The 20,998-nt window shown below is 60.3% G+C and carries 20 protein-coding genes and 1 riboswitch; of the genes, 17 read left to right on the top strand and 3 right to left on the bottom strand.

What is annotated here, in order from left to right; all coding sequences use genetic code 11:
• Positions 1-342: 342 nt before the first annotated feature.
• The 11 genes from ACFWYE_RS15000 to ACFWYE_RS14950 all read left to right on the top strand — a co-directional run bounded on the left by ACFWYE_RS15000 (position 343) and on the right by ACFWYE_RS14950 (position 10,092).
• Positions 343-1,716, top strand: coding sequence for an ImmA/IrrE family metallo-endopeptidase (locus ACFWYE_RS15000; protein ID WP_379112352.1), 1,374 nt, complete (start codon positions 343-345; stop codon positions 1,714-1,716).
• A 186-nt stretch (positions 1,717-1,902) separates the two neighbouring features.
• Positions 1,903-3,474 carry a hypothetical protein gene (locus ACFWYE_RS14995; RefSeq protein WP_379112351.1) on the top strand — a complete coding sequence of 524 codons (1,572 nt, stop codon included), beginning with the start codon at positions 1,903-1,905 and terminating at the stop codon, positions 3,472-3,474.
• Between the two features lie 13 nt (positions 3,475-3,487).
• Positions 3,488-3,934: a hypothetical protein gene (locus ACFWYE_RS14990; RefSeq protein ID WP_379112350.1), complete on the top strand. Its 447-nt coding sequence runs from the start codon at positions 3,488-3,490 to the stop codon at positions 3,932-3,934.
• Between the two features lie 183 nt (positions 3,935-4,117).
• A complete protein-coding gene (locus ACFWYE_RS14985) occupies positions 4,118-5,107 on the top strand; it encodes a glycosyltransferase family 8 protein (protein ID WP_379063930.1) in 990 nt (329 codons plus the stop codon).
• A gap of 184 nt (positions 5,108-5,291) precedes the next feature.
• The gene (locus ACFWYE_RS14980; RefSeq protein ID WP_379112348.1) at positions 5,292-6,848 is read left to right on the top strand and encodes a tail fiber protein; all 1,557 of its coding nucleotides are present in this window, start codon (positions 5,292-5,294) and stop codon (positions 6,846-6,848) included.
• Positions 6,849-6,855: 7 nt separating this feature from the next.
• Entirely contained in the window at positions 6,856-7,419 is a 564-nt protein-coding gene (locus ACFWYE_RS14975) for a DUF4376 domain-containing protein (protein ID WP_379112346.1), read from the top strand.
• Positions 7,420-7,461: 42 nt separating this feature from the next.
• Positions 7,462-7,887: a hypothetical protein gene (locus ACFWYE_RS14970; protein ID WP_379112344.1), complete on the top strand. Its 426-nt coding sequence runs from the start codon at positions 7,462-7,464 to the stop codon at positions 7,885-7,887.
• 457 nt (positions 7,888-8,344) lie between these two features.
• Positions 8,345-9,208, top strand: a complete 864-nt coding sequence (locus tag ACFWYE_RS14965) for a hypothetical protein (RefSeq protein ID WP_379063940.1) — start codon at positions 8,345-8,347, stop codon at positions 9,206-9,208.
• A gap of 1 nt (position 9,209) precedes the next feature.
• Positions 9,210-9,395 (top strand): hypothetical protein, encoded by a 186-nt coding sequence (locus tag ACFWYE_RS14960; RefSeq protein WP_379112342.1) that lies wholly within the window; start codon positions 9,210-9,212, stop codon positions 9,393-9,395.
• 227 nt (positions 9,396-9,622) lie between these two features.
• Positions 9,623-9,832: a hypothetical protein gene (locus ACFWYE_RS14955; protein WP_379063946.1), complete on the top strand. Its 210-nt coding sequence runs from the start codon at positions 9,623-9,625 to the stop codon at positions 9,830-9,832.
• On the top strand, positions 9,829-10,092 hold the full coding sequence (locus ACFWYE_RS14950; RefSeq protein WP_379112340.1) for a hypothetical protein: 264 nt from the start codon (positions 9,829-9,831) through the stop codon (positions 10,090-10,092). Before ACFWYE_RS14955 ends, ACFWYE_RS14950 begins: the two co-directional genes overlap by 4 nt.
• A gap of 91 nt (positions 10,093-10,183) precedes the next feature.
• Here the strand turns inward: ACFWYE_RS14950 and ACFWYE_RS14945 are convergent, their stop codons facing one another.
• The 3 genes from ACFWYE_RS14945 to ACFWYE_RS14935 form a co-directional block, all read right to left on the bottom strand.
• Positions 10,184-11,881 carry an amidohydrolase gene (locus ACFWYE_RS14945; RefSeq protein WP_379112339.1) on the bottom strand — a complete coding sequence of 566 codons (1,698 nt, stop codon included), beginning with the start codon at positions 11,879-11,881 and terminating at the stop codon, positions 10,184-10,186.
• Between the two features lie 99 nt (positions 11,882-11,980).
• On the bottom strand, positions 11,981-13,378 hold the full coding sequence (locus tag ACFWYE_RS14940) for a sensor histidine kinase (protein WP_379112337.1): 1,398 nt from the start codon (positions 13,376-13,378) through the stop codon (positions 11,981-11,983).
• A 4-nt stretch (positions 13,379-13,382) separates the two neighbouring features.
• The gene (locus ACFWYE_RS14935; RefSeq protein ID WP_379063954.1) at positions 13,383-14,054 is read right to left on the bottom strand and encodes a response regulator; all 672 of its coding nucleotides are present in this window, start codon (positions 14,052-14,054) and stop codon (positions 13,383-13,385) included.
• Positions 14,055-14,577: 523 nt separating this feature from the next.
• Between ACFWYE_RS14935 and ACFWYE_RS14930 the strand changes: the two genes are divergently transcribed.
• From ACFWYE_RS14930 to ACFWYE_RS14905, 6 genes are all read left to right on the top strand, one after another.
• Entirely contained in the window at positions 14,578-14,871 is a 294-nt protein-coding gene (locus ACFWYE_RS14930) for a PilZ domain-containing protein (protein WP_379063956.1), read from the top strand.
• Positions 14,872-14,944: 73 nt separating this feature from the next.
• Positions 14,945-15,152: riboswitch (cobalamin riboswitch) on the top strand.
• Between the two features lie 270 nt (positions 15,153-15,422).
• Positions 15,423-17,192, top strand: coding sequence for a TonB-dependent receptor domain-containing protein (locus ACFWYE_RS14925; protein WP_379112524.1), 1,770 nt, complete (start codon positions 15,423-15,425; stop codon positions 17,190-17,192).
• Positions 17,193-17,207: 15 nt separating this feature from the next.
• Positions 17,208-18,128, top strand: a complete 921-nt coding sequence (locus ACFWYE_RS14920) for an ABC transporter substrate-binding protein (protein WP_379112335.1) — start codon at positions 17,208-17,210, stop codon at positions 18,126-18,128.
• Positions 18,125-19,126: a FecCD family ABC transporter permease gene (locus tag ACFWYE_RS14915; RefSeq protein ID WP_379112333.1), complete on the top strand. Its 1,002-nt coding sequence runs from the start codon at positions 18,125-18,127 to the stop codon at positions 19,124-19,126. Before ACFWYE_RS14920 ends, ACFWYE_RS14915 begins: the two co-directional genes overlap by 4 nt.
• The gene (locus ACFWYE_RS14910; protein ID WP_379112331.1) at positions 19,123-19,923 is read left to right on the top strand and encodes an ABC transporter ATP-binding protein; all 801 of its coding nucleotides are present in this window, start codon (positions 19,123-19,125) and stop codon (positions 19,921-19,923) included. Before ACFWYE_RS14915 ends, ACFWYE_RS14910 begins: the two co-directional genes overlap by 4 nt.
• Entirely contained in the window at positions 19,920-20,960 is a 1,041-nt protein-coding gene (locus ACFWYE_RS14905) for a DUF6925 family protein (RefSeq protein WP_379112330.1), read from the top strand. The genes ACFWYE_RS14910 and ACFWYE_RS14905 overlap by 4 nt, the downstream gene beginning before the upstream one ends.
• Positions 20,961-20,998: the final 38 nt, after the last annotated feature.

Below are 20,998 nucleotides of genomic sequence, written 5' to 3'. Positions count from 1 at the left end.
GGCTCTGAAGCAATGTGTTGCTGGATGGCGGCATTCCAATCAGACGATAAAGGGACAACAAGCCAACGGCAATCACGGCCGCGACAGCACCCCAGATGAATGGGTTTGTCTTCTTCATGGCATTGTTGCAGCCGGCTTGGCGGCAGCTCCCCGAACCCTTGCGATCATTCTCTCCTCCGACCTTCAGTGAACGGTAGTACATTCCCGAACGGTCGTTAAGGGCCAATTGGCCTGACCGGCACCGACCCTCTTTTTGTCACGCCTCCGATCTGCCGATGTGACCGACCCATGACGGCACGGGGCGAAAGACGGCCAGGACGACCAGAACGAAAGGATTCGCCGATGTCAAACGAGCTGCGCGCCTATGATCCCACCTGGCGCGATCGGGTTGCCGCCGCCCTGATCGGTGAAGGGAAACCAAGCCGCTACTATCGCGACGTCATTTCCGGCCTGGTCGGATCGGCCGGCATCGGCGGCACCGGATATTCCTTGTCTGATCTTACGCCCGCCGGCACCGTGTTCTCCGCCGACGAGATGGTCCGGAGTGCCCGGGACGGCAACTACGGCCAGGCGGCTCTCGATGCCGCGAGCATCATCCCTGCAGGTGTTGCTTTTCGGGCCGCTGCAAAGTTTGCGAAGGGTGCGAGACCCTTCGCAAACGTTGGCAGCAGGGTCGCGAGCGTGTATGATCCACGTGCGAAAAACCCGCGACCGTTCCACGTCGACTACCCAACCGGAGCGCTGGCGGATGAAGCCGGAAATCTTACGCGGGACATCGAGGGAAGACCCCTCGTCGCAAGATACATTGCCGGCCGACGACTGGTGGGTGGGGCAAATACTGCACTGTCACCCACCGAAATCCGATCCATTGGCACGCAAGCGACGGGCCGACCAATTACGGAGGTTCCGCAGCGTGGGCCGACCGGGCTCGGATCTGATATGGGCCGTGTCACCCTCAACCGATACAGCCGTCGTCCCGAAAAAATCTTCATCTCGGAAAATCTGCCCCCCCAACAGAGAGACAGGGTTCTCGCCCATGAGGTCGGTCACGTCATCGATCAGATGGCGGGCGAAATCCCCGTGGCAGGCCTCTCCCGTGAACTTGCATTCGTCTATGACGCATTGCTCACCGGACAGGAGCGTACCAGGAATTTTACCGGCCCTCAGCACCTTCGGTATCGAGGCGATGAAGTGCCGCGCGAATACATCGCCGAGGCCAGCCGTGCCTATATGGTCGATCCGAATTGGCTGAAGACCGTCGCTCCCAAAACCGCAGCCCGCATCCGCGAATATGTGAATTCACATCCCGAACTCAGCAAGATCATCCAGTTCAACAGCCTGGCTGCCGCGAGTATCGGCGGCGGTTCACTGCTTGGGGCGGAGAAGGCCGAAGCGGGTGAAGCCGTCTCGGCGCCGCTTGCGTCGAAACCCGCAACAGCTCCGGCAACTGCGGCGAAAGTATCAGATGAACCAGGGCTGTTCGCCCGTACCGGCGCAAATGACAGTCCTGGCAAGGCGAATGGATTTGCTTTCAGAGGCGCTGACAACATCGTGACCGCGTCGAAGGGCGAGGACGGCGCGCGGGTTGCGGCAGGCCTGACCAGTCGGAACAGCCCGGCCCTGGACGCCTTGCTCGCTGGCGGCCTCAGCTGGCCGGCGTCGAAGGTCGATCGTGTCGCCAGGGCGTTGCTTATGTCCTCAGCCGAAAGGCGCTGAGCGATCCATTGCGTGAGTGATGAGGGCTACTCGATAGATGAGTTGCCGCCTACGGCCACTCATCAGGGACTATCCCCACACGATGAATACGTTGCATCGCGTGACCTTGAGTGTTCGCCGACGATCACGACATAGCCTCCGGCATCGCCCTGAGGGCCTATCCATGAACTGCAGAGGAGATCGTCCATGCCGCGCGTGAACGGCGTCTACCAGCTTTTGCCGGGCGTCTACGGTGTTCCCAATGAGCCGATCGCCTCTGCTCCCTACAACAGCCAGTTGGATGACCTTGCAAAGGATGCCAATGATCCGCGGCCGATGGCGGCCGGAGGCACAGGTGCACAGACCCCTGGCGAGGCGTTGACCAATTTCGGTTTCACGGCTTTCGTCAAGTCGCTTGTCGGAAAAGCCAGCGATGTCCTGTTTCGCACGGCCATCGGCGCCGACGATGCGACAAACCTGACCAAAGGCACCCTGCCGGCCGGACGAATATCCGATGCCAGCCACGGCCAGCTCTCCGGCGGCAATCTTCATGCTGCCGCAACGGGCAGCGCCAGCGGTTTCATGTCTTCGGCCGACAAGACCAAGCTCGACGGGCTCGTCGAGAAGAACCTGACTGGCTGGATTTCCGGGCGTGATTTCACCAACGGCACGTTGATCACGACCAGTATCCCCGCGGCGGTCTCGGAGGGTGACGCGTTCCTGATCGAGATCGTCGGCAATTCGTACAGCTCGCTGGTGCCGTTCGACATCAAGATTCAGGGCTATCTCTATGGCAATGCGATCATCAACCATGGGGCGCTCTCGACCGGCAGAAAGCCCACCGAGATCTGGCTGTTCAATGCCGGCGGCTTCCTGTGCTGCTGGCTGCCCTACATGGAATACTGGCAGGGCTATACGGTGTTTGCCAGCGTTGTCGGCAGCAATGCAGGTGACCGCCCCGCCAGGAACGTGGTGACAACCATCACCAACAGCGCAAAACCCGTCGGCCGCACCAAGGAGGTTTCTGTTTCGATTGTTCAAGCCGCGCTGAGCTCAGGAGCTGTCTTCAAGGGTCCGGTCGACGTTTCGAGCACGTCCGGCAAGGCGCTGCAGGCCATTACCTCGGGCGCCGATTATGGCATCTACGGCCGATCGACAAATGCAGGCTACGGCGGCGTGCTAGGATATTCGGCCGATCTGAACAGTTTCGGCATTCTTGGCTATGCAAATGCGTATTCGCTGTATGGCGCCGGCAAGCTCTACACTTCCGCCAACATCGAAGCTGGCGGCCACATTCTGGTGAACGGCGGTTATTTTTATGGCGGCTCGAACTATGCCGTTCTGGGCCCAAACGGAACGGGAGTCGTGTATCTCAGGCCATTGGGGCCTGGCAATTCGGCCGGCGAGGCAAGGGTCGACTCCAGCGGAAATCTCTGGGCTTACAACATCATCTACTCAGGCAATGGCGCGTCCTATCTCCACACGAACGGCAACGTCTATGGATCGGCGTGGGGCGGTTATCTTTCTGACTACATAAGCAGAGCCACAGTCGGCTACGTGGCCGGGCTGGGCGGCGATAGCATCGGCAGCCAGGTAGAAATGGTCAATGTCAGCGGTAGCACCATCGGCGTCAATTCGGTGGTGGATGGCAGCCTGCTTCGCGTCTGCATCGGAGACCAGAACGGGCAGTCGACGGGGCGACAGCCCGGCGGAGCCTGGCGAAACATCTCCACCGACGTCGCCAACAACAGATCGGTCACCTTCGTCCGAGCCTGGTAGAGGTAATCTCGATATGGACACGCAAGATATCACGATCCCGGATGCCGTGACGCAGCTGCGCTGGGCGAGCCCGAACAACACGACCCTCGTGGCGCACGTTACACTGCGGGACGGAACATCCTTTGATGCCAGCATTCGCGATGGCGACCTGCCGCATGTCCAGCATGTGTGGAACAAGGCCGTCGCCGGCGATTATGGACCTATAGCGGCCTATGAGCCGCCCGCCCCGCAGATACCCGACCGCGTGTCGTCCCGGCAGTTCAAGCTACAGGCGCACGCCGCCGGTTTGCAGAACCCCATCGAGGCTTGGATTGCTGCGCAGGACATTCCAACCCAAATCGCCTACGCGAGCGCGGCGACTTTCGTCCGAACCGACCCGATGTCGCGAGCCGGATTCGCAGCACTCGGCTTCACCGCGCAACAGATTGACGACTTCTATGTCGAAGCATCGCGGCTTTGATCGAACCGGCTTCGAGACTTCGCTTTGTGCGGCCCGTCTTTGCCGAGGGTATCCTTCTCATTTGAAAACCGCACGGGAGACCCTTCATGCCGAGTTGCTACGATGCCGCAGGCGACTTGAGTTGCCTTTGCAAAGCTGAAAGAACAGGCGCGCTGTCCAATATCAGAACGGTGAGCAATCCTTTTGGCAAAGGCGTGCTATTTCTTCGCTGCTGACGCGACATACTTCCCTCATGCCGTCGTCGCAGCCCGGCGCGCAATGAGTTTATCCAGCTCTTTGCACGGCTTCATCTTAACAACGAGAATTCCAAATCAGGACATCGAAGTGGCGCGTGGGCTGCTTGGCAACGCAGTGCAAATCATCGACGTCTCTGCCTATGTCGAAGACTTGAACGTCAACACGTTCCGCCTTGGTATCGCGACCTATCTTCGCCTGTTCGCGGACGTTTTGCCGGAATTGCAACCGTTCGATCGAGCGATCTATCTGGATTGCGACGTGCTCGTGAACCAGGATCTGGCGACATTGGCAAAGACAGAGATGATCGCGCCACTGGTGGCCGCACACGACGATCAGCGTTATTTTGACGATGAGTTCCGCAAACGCCTGTCGATGCCTGCGGGTGCTCCTTACTTCAATGCCGGTGTCATGCTCCTCGATCTCGATACAATCCGGCGTGAGCGGCTTTTCGAGAAGACGCGCAGCTTTGCCGAAGAGCACCGCAATATCTGCAAACAACATGATCAAGATGCGCTCAACATCGTTTTCATGAACCGATGGCAAACACTCCACCCCAAGTGGAATGCCATGACCAACTTCAGCGGTCACATCCACTACGCAGACGCTTACATCCGCCATTTCAGTTGGGGCAAACCGTGGTGGAAGCGCCCGCTCGGTGTCGAACAGCCGGCGATGGACGAATATTATAAGCTGACCGGCGATACGCCTTGGGCAGCTATGTATCTGGGCAGATCAGATCACTGGGGGTTCCTGATGAAGCGGCTTGGGCGGAGTTTCGATCCCCTGCTTGGTTTCTTCGGCGACAAGCGGGCCAAGCGACGCGCGCCCTACAATGCCTTCAATGCACAGCAGGCCCAGATAGCAGACGCTGACGCGTTGCTCCTCGCTCGCTGGTTCCCAGAACGCACATGGAAACTCGATCCGCCGTATATGTGATTTGGAAATGATGGCTCGATAGTTGAGCCAGCGAACAATTCAGCCCTGAAAGCCAGGCCGAACGACGTGGCTCGCCAGGCCTCGACCAGGCAGAAAACAATCCGCACGGGTCACGCGCGGACTGTTTCTCGCACGCAAGTCCGGCCCACACCTCACTTGTCCAAGACTGCACAGGAGACAGCCCATGCCCCGTGTGAACGGCGTCTACCAGCTTTTGCCCGGCGTCTACGGTGTTCCGAACGAGCCAATTGCATCAGCGCCTTACAACAGCCAGATGGACGACCTTGCGAAGGACGCCAACGATCCACGTCCGGTGACGGCCGGCGGCACAGGTGCACAAACGCCAGGTGACGCGCTGACCAATCTGGGGTTTTCGGCTTTCGTGAGATCATTGGTTGGCAAGGCCAGTGACGTGCTGTTTCGCACGGCCATCGGCGCGGACGACGCAACAAACCTGACCAAGGGCCGATTGCCGGCAGCGCAAAATACCGCTGGCGTCATTACCGCCGCAAGCGGCACCATCGACAATGCGGACTGGAACAGCCTAGTGGCTCCGGGATGCGCTCCCGCCCTCTATATGGGCAATAGCCAGAATGGACCCGGCGAGGGCACCTACTTCTATGTCTGGAATTTCGAATATAGCGGTGCGCAGATCACACAAATGGCTTGGCCGTATGCCTCTCCTGTTTCGAATGCATACATTCGCGGTCGCTATGTTGGCGCTTGGACATCCTGGAAGAAGTTCGCCTACGAGGGCGACGTCGCCAAATTAACGGGTGCGACGTTCAACGGCGATGTCAAGGCGCCTCGCTTCTTGTCCGGCTATGCCGCGACTGATGTAGCCAACATTACGACAGCGGCTCAGATCATCTCCTATTCGCCACGTCGGGCGATCGAGTGGGGCTATCCGGGCAATAGACTTTATCCCAACACACTTGGAGCGGACGCGACGGGCTTCGGTCATATCCTGTTTGGCGGCGAGGCATCCGACATCTCCGGCAAATGGAACGCGACAGCCGGCAACAAAGCGATCGGCTTGCGCAACATCGGTGGCGGCAATAGCATCGAATTTTTCCATGTCCCGGCCGGGACCAACAAGGACTCGATTGCACTCGGCCGTATCAACGAGGGCGGCAACCAGGTTCTTCGTGGCTTCTACTTCGAGAACGAGCAGAGCGGGCGTTACCGGCAACTGTGGAACATTCCTGCTGGGATGATCGGTTTTTTTGCGCTCGGAACTGCTCCAGCCGGCTGGCTGCCGGCAAATGGCGCAGGCGTCCTCAAAGCAGACTATCCGGACTTGTGGGCAGCCGCATCAAACACCGGAATGACGGTACCTGAATCGACATGGCAGGCCGGGTACTATGGCCGATACTCAGATTACAGTGCAGCCACCTTCCGTGTTCCACTGATCAATGGATCATTCGTCCGTGCGCAGGATATGGGATCGGGCATCGATCCGGCAAACAGCTCGCTCGGTTACAAATATGCGGACTCAATACGCTCACACAATCACACTGTGACCATCGACGCGAACGGCAGTCACAATCACCGCCAACCAGTCTATCGCGGCTGGCAGGACACTGGCACCTATGCGGCAGCGAACATCGCCACCGTTCTGAATGCGTGGGCAGCAACCGACTATGATGGCGCCCATATTCACTCGGGCACCGTGGGTTACGCCGGTGGCACGCAAACCCAGCCCATCAACATCCCCCTTTACGCTGCCATCAAATATTGAGGCTGTCATGGAAGTGTACCATTTCGATATCAACACCAAACTGCTCACCGCCGTCGCCGATGCACACCCAAACCCCATGCGGGAGGGCGAATTCCTGATACCCGCTTTTGCCACTGAAATCGCTCCCCCGTCGCTTGCGCCCAATGAAGCTGCGAAATGGGAGACCGATCAGTGGGCCATCGTCCCGATCGTGGTGGATCCCGGAACCGGGGATCTAGAATTGGTGAACCTAACTCAATATGCCGCCGATGTTCGATGGCGGCTTGAAACGGGCGGCACCGGAATTGTTTTTGAAAATATTTCGATCCCGCTTGCGACAGACCGGGATTCACAAGTTAAGGCCTTCGCCGCACGTTACCAAGCCGACCAAGACCCCCAATTTACGATCAACTGGAAGTGTGCAGACGGTAATTGGAGGGCACTCAACGCTGCAACGATCCAGGCTGCAAGCAATGCGATCTTACAGCACGTCAAAAGGTGCTTCGACGCCGAACAAATTGTTGTTCAGAAAATTGAAAATGGTGAAATCACAACTGCGCCGCAAGTAGACGCAGCATTTGCCGTGATGTGACCCATTCTCCCCTCGCATCGAAACGCGGGAGATGATTCAACCATGACTATCTTGCTCGGTACCGGCATCAGTCTCACCGAGTCACGCCGAGCGGGCATCAGCGGGCCTTCTCAATCGTTTACGCCCGCCGCCCTATTCGTCAACGGGGAACAGGGGGCATGGTACGATCCTTCTGACAGAAGCACATTATTTCAAGACACTGGGGGAACAATCCCGGTGATTGCAGATGGCCAACGGGTTTCGCGCGTTTTAGACAAGAGCGGCAACGGGCATCACTTGGTGCAGCTGCTTAGCGACAACTGCCCCTATTATAGGAGCGTGGGTGCGATTCCTTATCTTGAACTCGCCAGCAACAACGGTTTCATCAGTGGTAATCTGCTCAACAGTCCGATCGTTTACAACGCGCAAAACAGTCCCCTCTACATTGTGTTCAGGCATCGCTTGAAATTGGGAACTCTTTCCCCTTAGGGCTCGCGCGAGATTCAACTGATAACATCCTCATCGGTTGTTCTACGACAGGTGTTAAAAACTGGTCGAGCCGGTACAGGTGGGATGGTGATCAGATATTTTACTATAAGCCCAGCGTCGGCGAAAACCTATTTCATTGGGCCGATATGCAGACTAAGCAAGCGGCAATTGTCGCTAACGACTTCATCGATTTTCAAGTGGATGGATCCGCGGGTACGCTTGCAGCGAACAATGCCCCCGCCACTGGCAACATATCCTATGTGCCCGCCATAGGCACCCAGAATATGTCCACCGGCTCGCCTGATACCCACGCGTTCTTTGGCGGCATCATCGTGTTGCGAACCGTAATCCAAAACGACCGGGACAGACTACGAACCTATTTCCGCACGCCGCGCTGACCACTGCCGCCGCATGGCGGCACCCGATTTTAGACACTCTCCCAAAAGGACTTCGTTCCATGGATCGATCGCGTTTCTACGCGAGCGTTCGCGCTCGCACGTCCGGTGTTTTTGGCACGTCCCTCTCTCAAAGCCAGGTCGCCGGCATGGAAGTCATTCTTGATGCCGGCCAGCGCACGGGCCTGTCGCTGAAGCATCACGCCTATGTGCTGGCCACCGCCTATCATGAGACCGGTGGCAAGATGCAGCCCGTCAATGAAAACCTGAATTACACCAGCGCCGCACGTATCCGGGAGGTCTGGCCGAAGCGCTTCAGCAGCACCGCTGCTGCCATCCCCTATGTGGGCAACCCCCGGAGCCTTGCCAATCGTGTCTACGCCAACCGCATGGGGAATGGTCCGGAAGCCTCAGGTGACGGCTGGCGCTATCGCGGCCGCGCTCTGCCGCAGCTCACAGGCGAGGAAAACTATCGGAAGGCATCCAAACTCGTAGGTGTCGATCTGGTTGCTGATCCCGAAGCAGCCAATGACGCCGATATTTCGGCGCATATCCTTGTCGAGGGCATGCGGGCCGGCATGTTCACAGGCAGGAAATTGGCCGATTTCGATGTCTCATCGTCGGCCCGTCCGACAGACTATGACTATGTGGCGGCGCGATCGATCGTCAACGCAGATGTCCAGGTCAACGGCAAGCTGGTTGCCGGCTATGCCAAGGCGTTCGAAATCGCGTTGCGGGAAGCGGGCTACGCCGACCTGTCGCCGGTAACGACCTCGACAGAAAATCCGTTCGAGACGTCAAAGACAATTCCCGTCGCCACGCAACCTCCCATGCCACGGCCAACGACCCTGCCTGTGGCAACGCTCTGGGGGTTGATCCGCACGCTGCTTGCCACTGCTTTCAGCAAATCCGTCAAAGGAGCCTGACATGGGCCCGTATGTCCGCATCATTCTGCGCTACGGCGTGGGCGCCATCATTGGCTACCAACTCGGGGATCAGCTCTCGAACGATCCTGATGTGGTGACCGCGGGTACCGTTGTGGCGACTACGCTTGTCGGAGTAGCTACCGAAGGAGCCTACTGCCTGGCGCGCAAATTCGGCTGGGACCGTTAACCATGTTGGCGCTCCTGCTCAGATTCTGCCCCAAATCGTCGGTGCCGTTGCCACGATCTTCATCGGCTGGAAATTCCGGCAATCCGGCGCCGAGGCAGAACGCGACGACAGGCGAAAGAGAAATTGGCGGCGGCCGAAGATCGCCTGGAGATGGACCGGGAGGCCACCGATATCGAACGGCACGTTTCCAGCCTGTCCGAGGACGAAGCACGGAAGGAAGCTCTGCGATGGTCAAGGCATTGATCCTTGCTGCTGCGCTGGCCCTTGCGGGTTGCGTCACCAAGCGAGACGGGCCGCTGCCGTCCGATCCACGCTCGATCTGGTGCGAATACAATTCGCCACGCCGGGATGCCCGGGCGGAGACACCTCGCGCCGGGCTGGATGAAATCAACAAACACAATGCCCTTGGTGAGAAATGGTGCGGGTGGAAGCCATGACAAGACATGTGTCCATCGATCCTGACGAACTGAAGCGCATCGTCAAGGAAGCCATCCGTGAGGAGCTTTCCGCCGCCGGATTGCGCATCGATGAGCCCGAACACCAATTTGAGGCTCGGGAGGATTTCCGGTTCCTCCGGAACTTCCGCCAAGCGCTGGCCGGCATATCGAGCAAGGTCGGCGCGGCCGTGATCCTGTCCATCGTTTCAGGGTTGCTTTGGCTGCTGTGGAATGGCGTCCAGGCCTTGCCAACGAAGTGAAGAACGAATGCCCGGTCGTGCAGGAACTGCTTCCATTCACGCGATGCCAGCCAGACGACAGCTGACGGCGCCAAGCAAGGGGAAACGTCCGTCAATCTCCGAGCAATTTGTCAGGATCGTAGACAGGTTTGCCTTGCAGAACCGTAGCAACCACCTTTGCGTTGCCGATGGCCTTGACCGGAACCTTGAGGATATCGCGGTCGATTATCGCAAGATCCGCGATCTTGCCGACCTCGATCGAGCCCGTCGTCCTGTCCTGATGCAACAGGCGGGCCGGGTTGATGGTCATCCAGGCGATCGCGGTAGCGACGTCAGGGGCACCGTCTTTCTGACGCGTGACAGCGGTCTGGATCTTGATCAGAGGCGACAGCTCGTCGGCGTCGAAATCGCTGCTCATCACCACATCGGCCCCCATGGCCTGAAGCGTGCCGGCGGGCATCATGGTGTCGGCCCTGTCGCCGATGAACTGGCGGATGAACTGTACATAGTCCGGATCGACGGAACTCGGGGCGAGCTGGAAATCGGCGACCACGCCCAACTGCTTGAAGCGAGGCAGATCGGCCTTGTCGACCAGATAGAGATGCGTCAGGCGGTGCGGCCCGGGCGCAGCATCGGCTTGCGCGATCGCGTCGAGAGCAAGCCGTGCACCACGATCCCCGGTCACATGATAGTGCAGTTGAAATCCCTTTTCGGACAGAACCTTTGAATAGCGGTTCAACGTGTCGATGTCGAAATAGAGAAAGCCGCGATCGAAACCGTGGTCGATGCCTGCTCCCGGCCGATAAGGTTCCAGAACCGCGCCGGTGCGCTGTTCTAAAATGCCGTCGACATAGATTTTGACCTGATTGAAGCGCAACAAGCTGTCCGGGTCATTTGAGAACTGCTTTGTCAGCGCTGCGACCTGCTCATCGAAAGGCATGTCCGGGTAGACGTAGAGCGCGTTGGAGGCCCTGACTGTCAGCGTGTTGTTGGCCAGTGCCTTCTGCCAGACCTTGACATGCCCCTGTGGCCAGAAACCTCCCGCATCACTCACGGTGGTGATGCCGTTCTTGGCCATGGTCTTCAGCGTCGGCAGCATGCTCTCATAGGCAAACTCGACATTCTCCGGTGTATCCGGGAACGCCAGGTTGCGCAGTTTCTGCTGTGCATTCTCCAATACCACACCGTTCGGCTTGCCTGTTTTCCTGTTGCGCAGGATGATGCCGCCGGGCGGATTGCCGTCGATCGCATCATAGCCGGCAGCATGCATGGCGGCCGAATTGGCCCATGCGCCATGGCCAATATCATCAAGAATCAAGACAGGGCGATCGGGTGAGATCTCATCGAGCAGCGCGATCGGATTGTCGCTCTGATCGAGCAGATTGGTCATGCTGACGCCAGAGCCGAGCACCCAGTCGGTCTTGCTGCTTTTCACACAGGCCTCGACCGTTGCAAGTGTGTCGTCGAGCTCGTCGAAGGGACCGAACTCGCACAGGATCTCGTTGACGCCGGCTTCGACGAGATGGACATGCGCATCCTGGAAGCCCGGCAGCACCATCTTGCCACCGAGATCGATGACCTCCGCTTCCTCGCCGGCGACTGCCACAACATCCTGCACCGCGCCAACGGCAATGATCATGCCGTTATCATCAATGGCCATGGCCTCGGCGGTCGGTGCCTTGGGATTGACGGTGTGAATGCTGGCGTTCGTCAGCACCTTGGTTTTGGCAAAGGCAGGCGGACTTAGCGCCATGCCTGCGGCCAGAAACAGTCCGGGAAGGTGCAATCGGCAATCGAAAATGCCTACCATCAATGGCCCTCCGAAACATGAGGCGATCTAAGCTGCTTTGCAGGAGGTACACAAGCAGCGATCTCTTCGCGCATGATTCTCTGGTTCGGTCCGGTGGTTTTAAGCTCCCGCCTGCGCAGCAGATTCCGCGTCGACCGGGTGCGCCGAGTTGAACGACAGACGCACAGTCAGCCCTCCCCCTTCCGTCTCTCCGAGTGCAACCGTACCGCCATGGGCGTTCATGATCTGGTCGACGATGGCAAGTCCCAATCCCGTGCCTTCGCCTTCACGATCCCTGCCGCGCACGAACGGCTGCAGGACGTCGCGACGCTCATCTGACGGAATGCCCGGACCGTAGTCGACGACGCGGATTTCGGCCGGTGAGAGCGCCTCCACGACTATCAATTTCGTGCCGACGGCGTGCCGGACTGCATTGAGAAGCAGGTTTTCCAGTGCAACCCGGATCGCAGCCTCTGATCCGGAGAGCGAGACCGGGCGTGCCGGCGATCTCAGCTCGATGTCGATGCCGTGCTTGAGGGCCATCGGCACCTGATCGGAGACAACGGCCCTGGCGACGGCGGCAAGATCCATGTCGGCAAAGGTCAACGACTGGCCGGACAGACGCGCAAGCTGAAGCAGCGTGGTTACGATGGAACCGAGGCGTTTGGTGTCGCGGATCAATCCGTCGCGCAATTCGCCATCCGGCAATCGCTCCAGCTTCAGGCGCATCTTGGTCAAAGGAGTGCGCAATTCGTGCGCAGCATTGGCAAGGAAGTTGCGCTGAGCAGCAAAGGCGGCGTCGATCCGCATCAAGGCCGTATTGAATGCTGCTACCATGGGCTTCAGTTCGCTCGGTGTGTCGGCGTCCGATATGCGTCTGCCATTGGGCAGCCCATCGATCCGCTCGGCGGATCGCACGACACGTTGTACCGGCCTTGCGATCGTGCCCCGGACGATGATGACGGCGATTGATGTGGTGGCAACCAGGATGACACCAAACAGTGGTAGCAGCCCCTGCGATCGCACCGGGACAAGGGCGACCAGAACGGTCTCCCAGTTCGAGAGCACGATCCCGCCAACGGAAACAATTTTCGGGCCGTCGCCTCGGCTGACCGACCTGATGCCCAGCATGTCGTGATTGTCTTGCCGGTAGCGGAACTCCGAATATTGAATTTCGCGCGGGGTCTGGTCGAACACCCGCTTGACCTCCGCGGGTTGTTGCCCATGTGAAATCACCTGCCGGCCATCGTCGATGACATACCAATAGGCCGGCTGGGCTTCGGCAAATTCGATGATGTTCGTGGCAAGCTTCTGCCTGTCGAGCGTGAGGTGGCCATCGGCATCATAGGCGATGGCGGCACCCAGCGTACGGGACAGTTCGCTGGTGTTGATCTGCAGGCGGTCTTCCGCGCTGATGCTGACGATGATCGCAAGTGTCAGAACCGTGCCGAGCAGCATCACGATCGCCATGCCGACGACCAGGAGCGCAGCGACAGGAAAGGCGATCGAGCGGTTCAAACTGTCACTCCAGAACCAGCATGTAGCCGATGCCGCGCACGCTCCTGATGACGGCCTCGCAGTCGGCATCGCGCAAGCGCCTGCGCAGGCGCGATATATGTGAATCCAGCGCGTTCGATTCGATGTCCTCACCGATGTTATAGACGGAGGACTCCAGCGTTTCCCGCTGCACGACACGGCCGGCGCGACGCATCAGCGTTTCCAGTATCGCAAGTTCACGCCGCGGAATGTCGAGCACTTTCTGCCCGACGCTCGCCATCCGGTGGTTGAGATCGAAGGCCAGATTGCCGAATTGGGTCGAACCCAGCACGTCCAGGCTGTAGCGGCGCAGGACCGCACGTGCACGGGCGACAAGTTCCGTTGGTTCGAACGGCTTGCCGACATATTCGTCGGCGCCTTTGTCCAGGGCCGAGGCGATATCGTACGGATCATCCAGCGCGGTCAGGACCAGGGTCGCTGGCCGCGGTTGCAGCCGTCTCAGCACCGGAAGCAGCGAGAGTCCATCACCGTCTGGAAGCCTGCGGTCGATGACCACAAGATCAAATTTATGAGCCATAAGCGCGGCTTCGGCCTCGGCAATGGATCCAAAGGTGTCGGATATGCCGATCGCGCCCTCCATGATGGCTTTGAGGGAAGAGGCGAGTTCGCGATCATCTTCAACGATCAGAATATGCATGAAAGCTCACTTCCATCGAAACCCGGCACTCCAGGAGTGGACGCGGTCAGCCCTCATATCGTTCGCCATCTCGCGAGCGATAGTCCCTGCGATCCCTTTCAATGTCGAACCTTTGCAGGCATCGCGAAAAATCGGGGGTGTCGTCATCGAACCCATATGACAGGCATCGTTCCCGATCGCGTGTATTCTGGCACGCCGACAGCAATACACCGATGCATACGACATAGAACAAACGCATTTGCCGACCTCGAACTGTTTCACAGGCGGCCTGTTTCCGGGCGTCACATTGCAGCAATGTTACGAGCCGCCACGCTGCCAGCGATGCGAATGCATCCCCCGGTTTCATTTCCTTCCAGGCATTCGAGGTTCCGCGTCCCGGCATCTTAGTGGACAGCAGCTAGCCCGGATCTTGACGGACGGTTAGCCATCCCTTGCGGCAAATCGCCGACACAGCTCGCGGTGGCATTGATGTTCTCCGCGCCTTTCCTAAAATATCAGGTCTGCAGCGTGAGTCCCTACCGTCATGTCCGAGCAGGAAGCAAACCATCACGATCGCGAGCATCGGCAACGTGTGCTCAAAGGGGCTACCATCATCACCAGCATCCACAATTCGGAAATCCCGTGCGTGGTGCGCAACCAGCATACGAATGGCGCGGAACTCAAGGTGGCCGCCGATGCCATCATTCCTGAACGTTTCAGCCTCTATGTCCCTGTTGACGGTGTCGCCTATGAATCGCTGGTGCGCTGGCGCCGCAACGACCGCGTCGGCGTGCAATTCACCGGTACTGGCCCGAAACCGCGGTTCCACTACGGCTGACCCTCCAACCTTCGCTCGGACCGCTCACCGCTGCTCCACATCCTAGCCGGTTGACGCTCGGCATTGCCGCGGCTAGCTTCGGGTTGGAGCTGGTTCCGCCGCGAGGCGGATGAAAAGGGAACACGGTGCGGCCGAACCATCGGTCAAAGCCGCGACTGCCCCCGCAACTGTAACCGTTGAGCCTTCTTCCATGATGCCACTGGCCGCCTCGCGCGACCGGGAAGGCGGAAATGGGCGATGACACGGAAGTCAGGAGACCTGCCTGTTCCAGTCACCCATGCTTGATCACGAGGGGTGATCAGGCGCGGTCGTCCGTGGCGGTGACACGTGAAGTGTTGCCGCATGCGAGAACGGCCAGGAAGTGCGACTGAACGCAAATCTGTCCTAGCCAATCCGTCTGCGGTTCGAAATGAACCTCACGGCGCTCGACCGCGCCGTCAATCCTTTTGGGGGCGGATTTGAAGAAGACATTCTTGCTTGCCAGCACAGCATTGTTGGCTTTCGCAAGCCATGCCGGCGCTCAGAACAACAACATTCCCGGCAATGCCACGATGCTGGAACGCATTGTCATCACCACGCCGCTCCGACGCGAGACGACGCTGGAGCGTTCGACCTCGTCGGTAACGGTGGTCGACCGTGAGAGCATCGAGCACTCGGCTGCTCCCGACCTGCCTTCCCTGCTTAAATCCTACACCGGCGTTTCCATCGTCTCTTATGGCGGCCAGGGTGCTGCATCCAACCTCTATCTGCGTGGCATGTCGGCCAGCCAGACGCTGGTGCTGATCAACGGCGTGAGGGCAAGTTCGGCCACTACCGGCACCGCCTCGCTCGGCAATATTCCGCTCGAGTCAATCGAGCGCATTGAGGTCGCCAAGGGCGCGCATTCGGCGCAATACGGCTCCGACGCCATGGGTGGCGTCGTCAACATCATCACCAGGCAAGGCGGCCCTTGCGCAGACGGCCGCAACAGCTGTGGCTCGGTAACAGCTGGTGTGAGCTATCCGTGGGGCGGCATATTGTCCGGCAATGTACGCGGCCAGAGCAGAAGCGGCGTCGACTATTCCCTCGGCGGCAGCCTGACCGGCACGCGAGGCTACGACTTCACGCTGCCGACCGCCTACGGCCATGAACCGGACGATGACGGTTTCCTGCTCGGCTCGATCAATGCCTCGCTGTCGAAGCAGTTCGACTGGGGCCGGATCTACGGCGACGCTCTGCTTGCCCGCAGCCGCGGCCAGTACGACGACTCGTATCCTGGCGCCAACGAAGTCGATACGACAAGTTTTGCCGGCAAGCTCGGTACCGAAATCAGACACTCCGAAGATTGGTCCTCGACCGTCGAGCTGTCGAGTTCGGTCGATCGCTCCCGCAACTTCCGCGATGGCGTCGCAGGCGACGGCCGTTTCAATTCCAGCCGCTACGGCCTTTTCGCTTACTCCACGAAGAATTTCGACACCGGTGCCGTTGCGCATGTGCTGACCGGCGGTGCCGAAATCTATCGCGAACAGGTCAATTCGACCGTCAACTTCGATGTGAAGGCGCGAACGCTCGCTGCGGTGTTCAGCCAGTACTCGCTGTCCTATGAGGCGCTCACCATAGACAGCGGCATCCGCTATGACCACAACGGCCAGTTCGGCGGCGCCACCACATACAATGTCGGCGCGAGCTATGAGATCCTGCCAGACCTGAGACTGCGATCATCCTATGCCACCGGCTTCCGGGCGCCGAGCTTCAACGAACTCTATTATCCGAACTACTCCAATCCGAACCTCAAGCCGGAAAAGTCCAAATCCTATGAGATCGGGCTGAACTGGCAGGCGAGCGCCGACACCAATCTGGATGTTGCGTTCTATCAAACCTGGCTGACCGACGCGATCGCCTCCAACCCGCCGACCTACCTGCCCTTCAATGTCGCCAAGGCACGTATCACGGGTTTCGAAGCGGCACTTGCGCACCGGTTCAGCACCGAATGGAATGGAAAGGTGAGCCTCGATGTCCGTCAACCGCTGAACCAGGACAACGACAAATACATCCCCTACCGCGACCGGCTCAAAGCAATGGCCGAGGTTACGTATAGCCCGACCGAGCAGTTGGACCTGACGACGCGCCTGCTCTACGGGGCGGCGCGCTACGCCAATGCCGCCAACACGACGAAGCTGCCGGACTATGTCACGGTGGACTTCACCGCGCTCTACGCATTGGATGCCTCGTCGCAGGTGAAATTCGCGGTCGAGAACCTGTTCGACGCCGATTATTCTACGGTGACGGACTACCGCGCCCCCGGCCGCACTTTCAATCTGAGCCTCACCCGGACATTCTGAACCGCGGAGATGACGATGCAGGCAAGGGTACAGATCGCGACGACTACCGGCAGGGCTTCCTGCCGCTATGGACGAACTCTGCCCTTGAGCCTGATGGCAGGTAACCTGTTTCTAGCGGGCGCCTGCGCCGCCCTAGCCGCTGAAGTGCCGAAGCGTGTCGTTTCCATGAATGTCTGCACCGACCAGATGGCAATGCTGGTGGCGGATGACGGGCAGCTTCACTCTGTCTCCTACCTGGCCGGCGACCCGGCAACGTCGGCGCTGGCCGTGGAAGCACGACGCTTCGTGATCAATCACGGGCAGGCGGAAGAGGTTTTCCTGATGCAACCGGACCTCGTCCTTGCCGGGAGCTATACGACGCGTGCGACCGTCGGCCTGCTCAGGCAACTCGGCATTCGCGTTGAGGAGTTCCCGCCGGAAACCTCCTTCGACGACGTGCGAGCAAGCCTTCGGCGCATGGGCGATATCCTCGGCAGGCAAAGTCGGGCCGAGGCACTGGTGGCCGAACTCGACGGCAAGCTCGCCCGGGCGAGAGCACATCCCCACCGCGACCTCACCATCGCGACCTACTTTGCCAACTCCTACACATCGGGTGCCGGCACGCTGGTCGATGCGGTGGTCACCGCATCGGGCCTGACGAACCTGGCGACGAAGCTTGGCCTGTCCGGCACCCAGCAATTGCCACTGGAACTCCTGGTCCTGGCAAAGCCGGACATGCTGGTCGACTCGGAAGCACGCTATGCGACACCAGCCCTGGCACAGCAGACCTTCGTCCATCCTGCTTACAGGGCACTCAGCGAAGAGACCGCGCGCGTTTCAGTGCCGGCTAAATATACCATCTGTGGCGCACCCTTCACGGCTACTGCCGTGGAGATGCTCACCGAGGCTGCCGCCAGTCGTTCAGAAAGCGGTCATGCAGGAGGGGCGCAGCCATGACAGACGTTGCGCGATACCGCACCCTGCTTTTTGTGCTCGGCCTGCTGGTTGCGGTGCTTTTCCTGCTGTCTCTCACCGTCGGCCCGGCAGCCATTGCTTTCAGCGACAGCATCAAGGCGCTGTTTTCCGGCAAGGGCGATGCGATCGCGCTGATCATGCGCGAGATCCGGCTACCACGCGCGCTGCTCGGCCTGATGATCGGTGCAACGCTCGGATTATCCGGCGCCGCACTGCAGGGCTATCTGCGCAATCCGCTGGCAGAGCCCGGGCTGATCGGCGTCAGCGCCTCGGCTTCACTGGGCGCGGTGCTTGCCATCTACAGCGGCCTGACCATCATCTTCCCGCTGGCCCTGCCGCTCTCCGCCCTCTTGGCGGCAATGCTTGCGGTGGTCGTCGTGCAGGCGCTTGCCGGCCGGCGTTCCAACACACTAACCATCATCCTGGCAGGCGTCGCGGTCTCCAGCCTCGCCGGCGCCATGACGTCGCTGGCGCTCAACCTGTCGCCCAATCCGTTCGCGGCACTTGAGATCATGTTCTGGATGCTTGGCTCCCTCACAGATCGCTCGATGATGCATGTCTGGCTGGCCGCACCCTTCATGCTGGCTGGCTGGGTGCTTTTGCTGATGCTTGGCCGCGCACTCGATGCGCTGACGCTGGGCGCCGATACCGCGGCCTCGATGGGCGTCGACATGCGCCGCGTGCAACACCTGGCGGTGCTGGGTACGGCCGCCTCGGTGGGTGCTGCAACCGCCGTCGCCGGTGCCATCGGTTTTGTCGGGCTGGTGGTGCCGCATCTGCTGCGGCCACTGGTCGGCGCACGGCCGTCACGGCTTTTGCCTGCCTCCGCACTCGGTGGCGCGGCGGTGGTGCTTGCCGCCGACATACTGGTGCGCCTCATAGCACCGGGCCGCGACCTGAAACTCGGCGTGCTGACGGCCATCGTCGGCGCCCCTTTCTTCCTGTGGCTTGTCTATCGCGAACGGCGGAGGCTGGCATGAGCCTGCTTGCCGTTTCCGGCCTGTCGGCCACACTCGGGCGGCAGCGCGTGCTGAGCGATGTTTCCTTCGCTGTCGGTCCCGGCGAATTCGTCGGGCTGATCGGGCCGAATGGTGCGGGAAAATCGACCCTGCTGAAGGCGGCACTCGGCCTTGTCGCCTCTCGGGGCAGCATCTCGATCGCCGGGCTCGAGGCCGCCACGCTCGGAGCGCGCGAGCGCGCGGCGAGCATTGCTTATGTCGCGCAGGAGCACGAGATCGCCTGGGCGATCCCGGTCGCAGCCGTCGTCGCGCTCGGACGTACACCATATCGGCCGGCATTCGCCGCCCTCTCATCGACCGATCACGTGGCCATCGAGCGCGCGATGCGGCAGATGGAAGTCGACAGCTTCCGGGACCGCGCCGCCACTGACCTTTCCGGGGGCGAGAAGGCGCGTGTGCTGATTGCCCGCGCGCTCGCCCAGGAAACGCCTCTGCTGCTCGCCGACGAGCCGACCGCGGGCCTCGATCCTTCGCATCAGATCACCTTGATGCGGCTGTTCGCCGACCAAGCAAAGCAGGGTCGCAGCGTCGTCGCCTCCATGCACGACCTTGGCCTTGCAGCACGCTGGTGCAACCGGCTTATCCTGCTCGACCGAGGCCAGATCATCGCGGACGGCTCACCGGAAACGGTACTGACTCCTGAAAGCCTTGCCAGTGTCTATGGCCTCGAAGCCTATTTCGGTAGGGCGGCAGATCGTACCGTCATCCAGCCGCTCGATCTGGTTCAGCCTCCCCCTCAAACCGGAAAAAGACCATGACCGATCTTGAACCGCTGCTGCAGAGGCATCTTGGCGACTGGCGATCTGGCTGGAGCATGGGGTCGTTCGGCGCCATTGCCGAATTCCACCAGGATGCAGACGAGCCACCGGTGATCGATGAGCCGCAGGATCTGACCCGGGCAACGCGACGCGGCGCCATCCGGCTCGAGCGCCGACGGCTCGCCGAGGCAACCGCAATTGCGTATGAGACGCTGAGCCCGAAGCGACATCGCTGGAGCCATGCCGTGGCGCTTTGCCTGCCTGAGGCGCGTGCGCGGCGCAACGGGCACAAGGTGCTGACGGAGATCGGCCCGGACGACGATGCCATTCGCGGCATCGACCGTACCGGCATCCTGTTCGACATGGGTCTCGGCCTGCCGCAATGCGATTTCTGCGTCCGCACCAGTGATCCGAAGCTGCTCGGTGAATTGCGCGCCAATCTCGGGCGATCGCTGTTCGAAGCCGGCAACGGCGCGACCGCCGCCATCATGGCTGCGCATCCGCATCGCGTGGCGCTGACCGCGCTGGGGCGTGTCGAGGTGTACCAGAAGATTGGCGGCCCCGACACCGGTGGCGTTTCACCGGCGGGACCGCATACACATCTCCTGCCCAAGCTGCTCGCCAGTGGCCGCACCCATTCCGCCAACACGCCGATACCGCGGGGCCTGCTGCCGCTCGCCTTCCTGCATCCGGGCAATCCGGTCATTGGCCCGCTGGGTGAGGATCAGCCCTTCGATCTGGACCTGCACGAGACATTCCAGAACCTGCTGACGCGTTACGGAACCGCAGAGGCGCGTATGGCGAAACAGGCGATCAGCACAGCGATCGGCGGCAGCGTGCCGCCGCAAGACTGGACGCCTCCAGTCAGCCGCGCCGCCAAGGCAGCAGCGCGCATCGCGCTGCGCCAGGAAGCGAGGCTAGCTGCCTACCATGCCGATACCAGACGTGCCGACATCGTCACCGACTGGCAGGAGGCATTTGACCAGCTCGACCCGGAGGCTGCGGAGAGCATCGAAGACGAAGCGCCGGGGCACTGAAGCGGGCACGCCAGCAGAAACCTCAGATCATAAGCCGG

The organism is Mesorhizobium sp. NPDC059025 (genome assembly GCF_042739655.1).
Classification (GTDB): Bacteria; Pseudomonadota; Alphaproteobacteria; order Rhizobiales; family Rhizobiaceae; genus Mesorhizobium.
The sequence above is the reverse complement of the archived record's forward strand: the minus strand, read 5'-3'. Positions and strand labels throughout refer to the sequence as shown.